The sequence below is a fragment of the Olivibacter sitiensis DSM 17696 genome (genome assembly GCF_000427965.1).
Lineage (GTDB): Bacteria > Bacteroidota > Bacteroidia > Sphingobacteriales > Sphingobacteriaceae > Olivibacter > Olivibacter sitiensis.
Genome location: NZ_ATZA01000003.1, coordinates 196,819 through 204,697, shown reverse-complemented (window position 1 = coordinate 204,697; position 7,879 = coordinate 196,819). Strand labels below are relative to the sequence as shown.

Here is a 7,879-nt window from a genome sequence, read left to right as displayed (position 1 = left end):
TGTGTAAATCGTCAGCAAAAAGTGGACACGATATTTTAAAAACTTAAGGAGTGTTTTCATCAAAAACGTTAGATTTAATTATGGGAACACCAAAGAAGAAGAGCACGGAATCATTTGTAAAAGACATTCGTAAGACGTACAGCCAGCAGGTATTAGTTCAGAAACATTAAAAAGACCGCATCGGTCAAATCCACGCAATCCGATTATTGCAGATGTTTGTTTCAAAGGAGGTCTGATTGATTCTTGGGGAAGCGGAACGATAAAAATCATTGACACTTGTAAACAGGCTGAACTCCCCGAACCCGAACTTATCGAGCAAGATGGCGGTTTTTCGGTAACCCTTTTCAAAAATAAGTTGACAGTAGAACAGTTAACGAAACTTGGCTTAAACGAACGACAGCTAAAAGCCGTTGACTATGTGAAAGAAAAAGGGAAAATTACGAATAGGGAGTATCAAGAACTATTTGAGGTCGCAAGAATAACAGCGACAAGAGATTTGACAGAATTAGTTGAAAAAGCTGTATTTAAGTCGTCAGAGGTCAAAGGAGCGGGTGCTTTTTATGAACTTTTGTGAATTGCACCATAATTGCACCAATTGCATCATAATAGCATCACGATTGCATCATTTAAGTATAACTAAAGTGTAGAAGAGAGTTGGTAACCGACTTGATTTCCCCTCGCTCATTAGTGGCTTGTGAAACTCCACCGCTCTTTTGCCCGTGGCAGTTCTCGCTTTGGGCATTTACGGGATTGGTTTGGCGACTAAATTCTATGAAAAAAGGATTGTTGTTATCGGGGAACTTTCTTATCTTTATGGCAACAAAGTACATTGACTGATTGGAAAAGGTTCTGTCAAGAGAACTCAAAATCCTACAAAGTAGGGTATATTAAAGGAGACCTATTCGGTTACCTGTCTTGATAGTCTACTTGCTAACAATAATATAATCAACGATTTAGGGGAGTGGTGGAGAATCCTGCCACCCCGACAACATAGGTAACAAAAACCTACAAAAACCCTCTAAATGAATCATTTAGGGGGTTTTTCATTTTTTATCATATCAAGGTGATACGACAGAGGCAAGTTATATTTCAGGTGCTATTTATCAAATTGACGGAGGATCTTTGACTGTAGTTTAATCTTTGTAAAAAACTATAGGTAACAAGTACAGCCCGACGAGGTTAATTTTGTTGATATCAAGAGTGCCAAAAAGTTGGTATGTAATGAAAAGATCATCGTAGAATAAATTGTATAGCAGTCTCTCTTTATCAAAGGGAGCAGAATCAAGCAAAAAAGACTAACTTTGAATATTCCAATTTGTTCATATGGATTCACTATTCAATTATATAAACAAATATGCCTCAACGTTAATGTCCGAAGAAGATTTTGAAGTCATCCAGCGTCATTTTATTCAGAAACGCATAAGGAAAAAGCAATATCTATTAGCAGAGGGAGAAATATGTAAATACTTCGCTTTTATCGTAAAAGGTGCCATGCGTAAATATTGTATAGATGAAAAAGGGGTTGAGCACACAGTTGATTTATATATAGAAAATTGGTGGGCAGGTGACCGTGAGAGTTTTGTGATGTCTACGCCTAGTGCGTACAATATAGATGCCTGGGAAGATTGTGAAGTACTCCTCATTTCAAGGGAAGATACATTAAAATTGTGTCAGCAATGTCCTGCTTTTAATGAACTGTTACTGAAACTTGATGAACGAAATAACATTGCTACACAAAAAAGAATAACTTCTTCGATAAGCTTTACTGCTGAAAAGCGCTATCAGCGCTTCGTTCAAGACCATCCTTATTTTGTCCAGCGTTTTCCTCAACACATCATCGCTTCCTATCTAGGCATTACAAAAGACACACTAAGCCGGGTGCGTAAAAAAGCACTTAGTAAGTAAGCTGTATCTCTAGCTTGTTTTATATTCCGTAGACATTTGTCTGTATTTTTTTTCGTCATTTGTCTACGTTTTTTCCTTTCCATTTGATGCAATTTTGAATGACAAATTCTAAATCAAAGAATAATGGAAAAGTCTCCTGCAATAGCTAGGTCTAACTGTGGTATCGCTTATTGCAATGGGGTGGATATCGCTGTCTTTGAGGATGGGACAATAAAATTCACAGTATGTATTTCTTGATCGATTAAAATGAAAAAGCAAACCAGTTTTTCGACAAAAGGACAAAGGGCAGATATCGGGGATTTAACCACATATTGCAAAACGCCCATCTGGAACGTTAAGTATAAAAAAGATGCCTCTATAAACGAATGAATTGAATATGGAAAATACAAAAGTAATTTTTAAGGACGGCAGCATTTACGGTGAAGTCCAGCTGTTTTCAGACGAAAAAAAAGCGGGAAAAATGGACATTTCCGTTGCAGGTGATAAACTTAGGGTGTATCACACCGAGGTAAATGCCGAGTACGAAGGAAAGGGGTTTGCCAAATTATTGCTTAACCGGTTAGTAAGCTACGCAAGGGAGAATAATCTGCAAATCATTCCGCTTTGCCCCTATGTGCTCGCACAATTCAAACGTCACCCCGAAGAATATGCGGATGTCTGGCTAAAAAATGTATAAATAGTTAAAGTGTAAATGAAATATATTTCAGAAATCCCGGTAAAGGGGACTATAGGAGCGCAAAAATACAAAACGGCCATTTATTGGAGAAACGGTGTATTGATTACCGATGAGCCGGAAAAATTGGGCGGAAAAGATTTGGGACCAGATCCTTACACATTACTGCTGTCTTCTTTGGTAGCCTGTACATTAGCGACACTCCGGATGTATATTGAACACAAAGGCCTAGTGATCCTGGAAATACAAGTTGAGGCCAATATGTACCATAAAATAGAAAACAAAGAAACGATAGCACAGATTGAACGAAAGATAACATTTCCGGAACAGCTGGATCTGGAAGTACAACAGAGGCTATTGAGGGTTGCGGAAAATTGCCCTATATCGAAAATTCTAAAAGGAAATATCAGGATCTCAACAGCGTTGATAAAATAAAAGTACGTAACCTATAGGTATAAACATTATCTTGCTATTAATTACGATTAATAAGAACATAAAATGGAAAACAGGCACATACTGGAATTGGCAAATGAAGCGATAGCAAACGGAGACTATGAATTATTTTATCGTTCTGTACGGACGATACGAAATGGACATTTGTAGAAGATCAAACCTTGCTCGGCAAAGAAGCCGTTCGGGCGTATATGAAAGCAACCTATATGAAACTGCCTAAGTTTCATGTTGAAAGAATGATTGCCGGCGGAGATTTTGTTGCAGCTATTGGAGAAATCAGCTTGCTCGATGATAAAGGAAAATATACCGATTACAGTTATTGTGATGTGTGGGAATTTCGTGAGGGAAAAATGGCTGAACTCAAAGCTTTCGTAATTGCGAAAGGCAAAAAGAATTGATCAGCCAACAATTGCTTTTATATGCAAGGCAATTAAATTGGATATAAAAGCAATTTATCTAAGTTTGAAGTTTAACTATATACATTTCTTATTATGCTTGATATCGTTATAGAAGCCAGACAGGCCGAGATTGCCCCAGGTTTTTCAGTTAAACGCATCCTTCCCTACAGGCTTCGTAGAATGGTTGGGCCGTTCATTTTTGTGGACCATGGCGGCCCTGTAAATATCCCTGTGACGGCAGTAAATAACCTTGATGTGTTGCCGCATCCGCATATCGGTCTATCCACGGTCAGTTATCTGTTCAGTGGCAATGTGACCCACAGGGACAGTCTCGGAGTGGAGCAGGTGATAAAGCCCGGCGAGGTAAACTGGATGACCGCCGGGAAAGGTATTGCGCATAGCGAGCGCTTTGAAGACCCGGCGATGCTGGCTGGAGGAGAACTGGAAATGATACAGACATGGGTAGCACTTCCTGAAAAGGATGAAGAAAGCAACCCTTCCTTTATCAACTACAAGGCTGAACAGTTGCCCATTTTTACGGACACAGGCGTTTGGATGCGTCTGATTGCAGGGGAGGCTTATGGTTTAAAAAGCAATGTCAGTACACATTCCCCCTTGTTCTATGTGCACGTCGTACTGGATCAGGGTGCTCGTTTTGGCCTGCCTCATGGGCATAGTGAAAGAGGGGCATACATTGTTAGCGGCAGTGTGGAAGTGAACGGCATTACCTACACGGCAGGAAACCTGATAGTATTCACCAAAGGAGTTGACCCATTGATTATTGCCAAGGAACAAACCACATTGATGATGCTTGGTGGTGAGCACCTGGGAGAAAGGTACATCTGGTGGAATTTTGTTTCCAGTAGAAAAGAACGGATTGAACAAGCCAAAGAAGATTGGAAACAGGGGCGTATTGTGTTGCCACCAATGGATAATGAAGAATATATACCCCTGCCTGAAGACAAGAGCAGACCCGCAGGTGGTCCTCCCCCTAATGCCCTTTCTTAGGCAATCGGCAATTTCAGGAAATTATATCGTATAGCCATTGCACTAGATTATGGCAGAAAGCGGTGTCCAGTTGCCAAAAGAGGTATTCAGTATTAAAAACAAGAAAAAATGGAAATAGGAATAGATAGTTTCGCATCCGCTATGTATGGCAGCCAGACACTTAGCAGTGTCGATGCCATGGAACAGTTATTGGAAAGGATCGTCCAAGCCGACGAGGCAGGACTTGCCATTTATGGTATCGGCGAGCATCATAAGAAGGAATTTCTGGACTCCGCTCCTGCGGTAATCCTTGCAGCGGCCGCAGCAAAGACGAAGAACATACGCCTCACCAGTGCCGTTACCGTGCTGAGCACCTCAGATCCGGTACGGGTCTACCAGAGCTTTGCCACCCTGGACCTGATCTCCAAGGGACGGGCAGAACTGGTTGTCGGCAGAGGATCTGCAATAGAAGCCTATCCGTTGTTCGGGTATGACCTGAATGATTATGATGCGCTGTTCAAAGAGAAGCTGGAGCTCTTGTTAAAAATCCGTGAACAGGAATTCATTACCTGGTCTGGAAAATTTAGGCCAGCGTTGGAAAATCAACCGGTCTATCCCAGATCAAGTCAGGAGAAACTTCCTGTTTGGCTTGGTGTTGGGGGGACACCAGCATCATTCGTCAGGGCGGGGACGCTGGGGCTGCCACTCATGGTTGCAATCATCGGCGGAGAAACGGCACGTTTTCGACCTTTGATTGATCTATATCGTGAGGCTGGGCGCCGGGCAGGCTTTTCGCCAGAACAGTTAAAAGTGGGCTTGCATTCACCAGGCTATGTAGCTGCGACCAATGAGGAAGCTATTGCTGACTATTATCCAGGCTATGCCGAACTTTGGACCAAGGCGGGCAAGGAACGTGGGTGGCCTCCGGTAACAAGAACCGGATTTGACGCGATGATAGCTCCTAAAGGTGTGCTGGTTGTGGGCGGGCCAGCACAGGTGGCAGCAAAACTATTAAGGCATAGCGAGGCATTGGGTGGTGTTGACCGCTTTACCTTTCAGATGGACAACGCCGGGCTAAGCCATGAACAGCTGTTACGTTCCATAGAACTCATTGGCACGGAGGTTATTCCGAGGATTAATAAAGCATACAGTTAATCCCATTTTGGCAAAGTCGTATATGGCCACAAAGAAACTAATGCGTATTGTACTGGCGGGTATGCTTTTATTAAGGCAATTTGCTTGGGTACAAAACTTCAAGCTGATGCGTTACGATGATGACTATTATTACTACCTTTTCATGGAGAATTAATGTTTTTTTGAGTTATAATGTCGGGGTGCAATATAGTGGCTCGCCCTTCGAGTTTCATTCCCAACTCCGTGAAAAAAGCAATGACAGCATCGAGAGATTCTACCACGATGCCCACGTTGTTCATTTGCAACAGTTTGTTATCTTTCATGGTCAATCGTTTTCTCTTCTGCTAATTTAAAAACACGCCGTTCGTTGAAGCTTGCCATAAGGCAAGTTTTTTACTTTTTAAAGATCAATAATAATTCGTCCAACTGCCGGAAATCGATGGTCATACCTTCTTTAAAGCCCATGGCTATCTCTTTTTCGAGGTCGTCAAGCGTATCGTAAGTCAGCAGCATCTCGACCTGCACTTTATTGCCTTTGGGAATAAAGCTGTTCTCCCACAAATTTTGAGGAAGCGCAGGATTTATCGTGCCGTTTTCATCACTAAATCCACCTTTCGAGGCAAATGATTTTTCTTTCTTGATAGCAAGAAAGGTGGTCTTACTCCAATGTTTTTCGCCTTCGGGACTTACCATTGCATACAGCCAATACCCACCTTCCCGAAAATCCATTGCCTTGGTTTCGGCTCTCCACGGTTGCGGTCCCCACCATTGGTCGAGCAGTTCGGGAGTTGTCCATGCCTGCCAAACCAATTCAAGGTTGGCGGCAAATTCACGTGTGATGTGAATGGTTTTGTTTTCTTTGTTGACGATGAAGTCAAATAATAAATTACTGTTCATTTTATTTGTTTTGAAAATTTATCATCCAATTAATTCCGTATTTATCGGAAAATTCACCGAAGTAAGCGCCGAAAAACATATCTGCCATAGGCATTGTAATATGGCCTTCCGCAGAAAGTTCGTTAAACAGTCGGTCTGCTTCTTCTCGTGTTTCGGGCTCAATGCAGATGTGCATATTGTTCCCTTTCGTCAATGTAAAGCCCATTTCCTTTGGTGCGTCTGTTCCCATTAAAATGTGATTTCCCGTTATTGGCAACTCAACATGCAACACCATATTCTTAATTTCTTCTGCAACAGGTGGGTGTCCCGCACTTGCAGGAATTTCGCCAAAACGCTCAATCCCTTTTCCTGAAAAAGCTGTTTTGAAAACTTTTTGGTAAAACAAAAATGCTTCCTCGGTCTTACCATCGAAATTCAAGTAGGTGCAAACCCTTGCTTTGTTGCTGGTTTTGTTTTGCTTGCGAAGTTTGAATTTTGCCTCAATGTATTGGTCGAGATTTTGCATAGCCATGGTAAAGCCTTCTTTAAAACCGACTTCAATTACTTTTTCAAGTGCTTCCAAACTTTCGTATTGAATGGTAATGCTTACACTTGTTATTTCTGCGTTTTCTCCAAAAACATTTCTCCAAAATGAATTGGGGAATTTTTCGCTCACATTTCCGTTCTCATCACAAAAATTATCAATGTATGAATAACTTTTTTGATGTTCTATTTTTTTGTATTCCGCTTTGCACCAGTGTATTTCGTCTTTCGGACTAATCATTGAATAAAGCCACGTTCCACCCTCACGAAAATCCATTGACTTTGTTTTAGTTTTATAGGGCTTCGGTGCCCACCATTGGTCGAGAATTACCGGGTTTGTCCATGCTTCCCAAACCAAAGCAAGGTTGGCATTAAATTCACGCTTTACGTGAATGCTGTTGTTTTCCTTATTTACGGAAAAATCGAATAATAGATTACTGCTCATTTTTTCTGTTTTTTAATCGTTGCCAATAGGTTGTCCAATTGGTTAAATCTTGTTTCCCAAATTTTTCGGAACTGCTCCAGCCATTTGTCTATTTCTTTCATTTTGTCTATTTCGAGTTGGTAATAGATTTCCCTGCCTTTGTGTTCCTGTTTTATCAGTTCGCACTCGGTCAAAATGCGTAGGTGTTTGGAAACGGCTTGTCGGGTGGTATCAAAATGTTCGGCAATGGCGTTCGGTGTCATGGCCTGTAATGCAATTAAGGCGATAATAGCCCGCCTTGTCGGATCTGCAATGGCTTGAAATATGTCTCTTCTCATCTGTCTGAATTATTTTAATGAAACCGATCAGTTGCAAATATATGTGCAACTTTTCGGTTTCGCAATTTTTTTGTTATAAAAAATCTTTTCTGTCAGAAAATCAGGATATTAAAGGTTTTGCTTTCGTTAGGCAATAGTCCGACAATGC

The 7,879-nt window shown here is 41.3% G+C and carries 12 protein-coding genes and 1 pseudogene; 9 read left to right on the top strand and 4 right to left on the bottom strand.

All coding sequences use genetic code 11. The features are described 5' to 3' along the window. Nucleotides 1–151: 151 nt before the first annotated feature. The 9 genes and pseudogenes from A37S_RS28260 to A37S_RS28120 all read left to right on the top strand — a co-directional run. Nucleotides 152–331: pseudogene (locus A37S_RS28260) on the top strand (ATP-binding protein); the annotation flags it as partial. Between the two features lie 24 nt (nt 332–355). After that, complete coding sequence (locus tag A37S_RS27695) at nt 356–574, top strand: DeoR family transcriptional regulator (RefSeq protein WP_051292686.1); 219 nt, start codon at nt 356–358, stop codon at nt 572–574. Between the two features lie 794 nt (nt 575–1,368). Next, nucleotides 1,369–1,905 carry a Crp/Fnr family transcriptional regulator gene (locus tag A37S_RS0103280; protein ID WP_245586296.1) on the top strand — a complete coding sequence of 179 codons (537 nt, stop codon included), beginning with the start codon at nt 1,369–1,371 and terminating at the stop codon, nt 1,903–1,905. Between the two features lie 376 nt (nt 1,906–2,281). Then, on the top strand, nt 2,282–2,581 hold the full coding sequence (locus A37S_RS0103270; protein WP_028295750.1) for a GNAT family N-acetyltransferase: 300 nt from the start codon (nt 2,282–2,284) through the stop codon (nt 2,579–2,581). 15 nt (nt 2,582–2,596) lie between these two features. Further along, entirely contained in the window at nt 2,597–3,013 is a 417-nt protein-coding gene (locus A37S_RS0103265; RefSeq protein WP_028295749.1) for an OsmC family protein, read from the top strand. 179 nt (nt 3,014–3,192) lie between these two features. Further along, on the top strand, nt 3,193–3,429 hold the full coding sequence (locus A37S_RS23440) for a nuclear transport factor 2 family protein (protein ID WP_245586295.1): 237 nt from the start codon (nt 3,193–3,195) through the stop codon (nt 3,427–3,429). 93 nt (nt 3,430–3,522) lie between these two features. After that, nucleotides 3,523–4,437, top strand: a complete 915-nt coding sequence (locus A37S_RS0103255) for a pirin family protein (RefSeq protein ID WP_028295748.1) — start codon at nt 3,523–3,525, stop codon at nt 4,435–4,437. Nucleotides 4,438–4,545: 108 nt separating this feature from the next. Then, the gene (locus A37S_RS0103250; protein WP_028295747.1) at nt 4,546–5,571 is read left to right on the top strand and encodes an Atu2307/SP_0267 family LLM class monooxygenase; all 1,026 of its coding nucleotides are present in this window, start codon (nt 4,546–4,548) and stop codon (nt 5,569–5,571) included. 22 nt (nt 5,572–5,593) lie between these two features. Continuing rightward, complete coding sequence (locus tag A37S_RS28120) at nt 5,594–5,725, top strand: hypothetical protein (RefSeq protein ID WP_281169852.1); 132 nt, start codon at nt 5,594–5,596, stop codon at nt 5,723–5,725. Here A37S_RS28120 and A37S_RS26530 read toward each other — a convergent pair. From A37S_RS26530 to A37S_RS0103225, 4 genes are all read right to left on the bottom strand, one after another. Beyond that, a complete protein-coding gene (locus tag A37S_RS26530) occupies nt 5,712–5,873 on the bottom strand; it encodes a VOC family protein (RefSeq protein ID WP_211229710.1) in 162 nt (53 codons plus the stop codon). The two genes, A37S_RS28120 and A37S_RS26530, sit on opposite strands and share 14 nt — an antisense overlap. A 70-nt stretch (nt 5,874–5,943) precedes the next feature. After that, nucleotides 5,944–6,447, bottom strand: coding sequence for an SRPBCC family protein (locus A37S_RS0103235; protein ID WP_028295746.1), 504 nt, complete (start codon nt 6,445–6,447; stop codon nt 5,944–5,946). Between the two features lies 1 nt (nt 6,448). Further along, entirely contained in the window at nt 6,449–7,414 is a 966-nt protein-coding gene (locus A37S_RS27925) for an SRPBCC domain-containing protein (protein WP_028295745.1), read from the bottom strand. Next, nucleotides 7,411–7,731 (bottom strand): ArsR/SmtB family transcription factor, encoded by a 321-nt coding sequence (locus tag A37S_RS0103225; protein ID WP_028295744.1) that lies wholly within the window; start codon nt 7,729–7,731, stop codon nt 7,411–7,413. The genes A37S_RS27925 and A37S_RS0103225 overlap by 4 nt, the downstream gene beginning before the upstream one ends. Nucleotides 7,732–7,879: the final 148 nt, after the last annotated feature.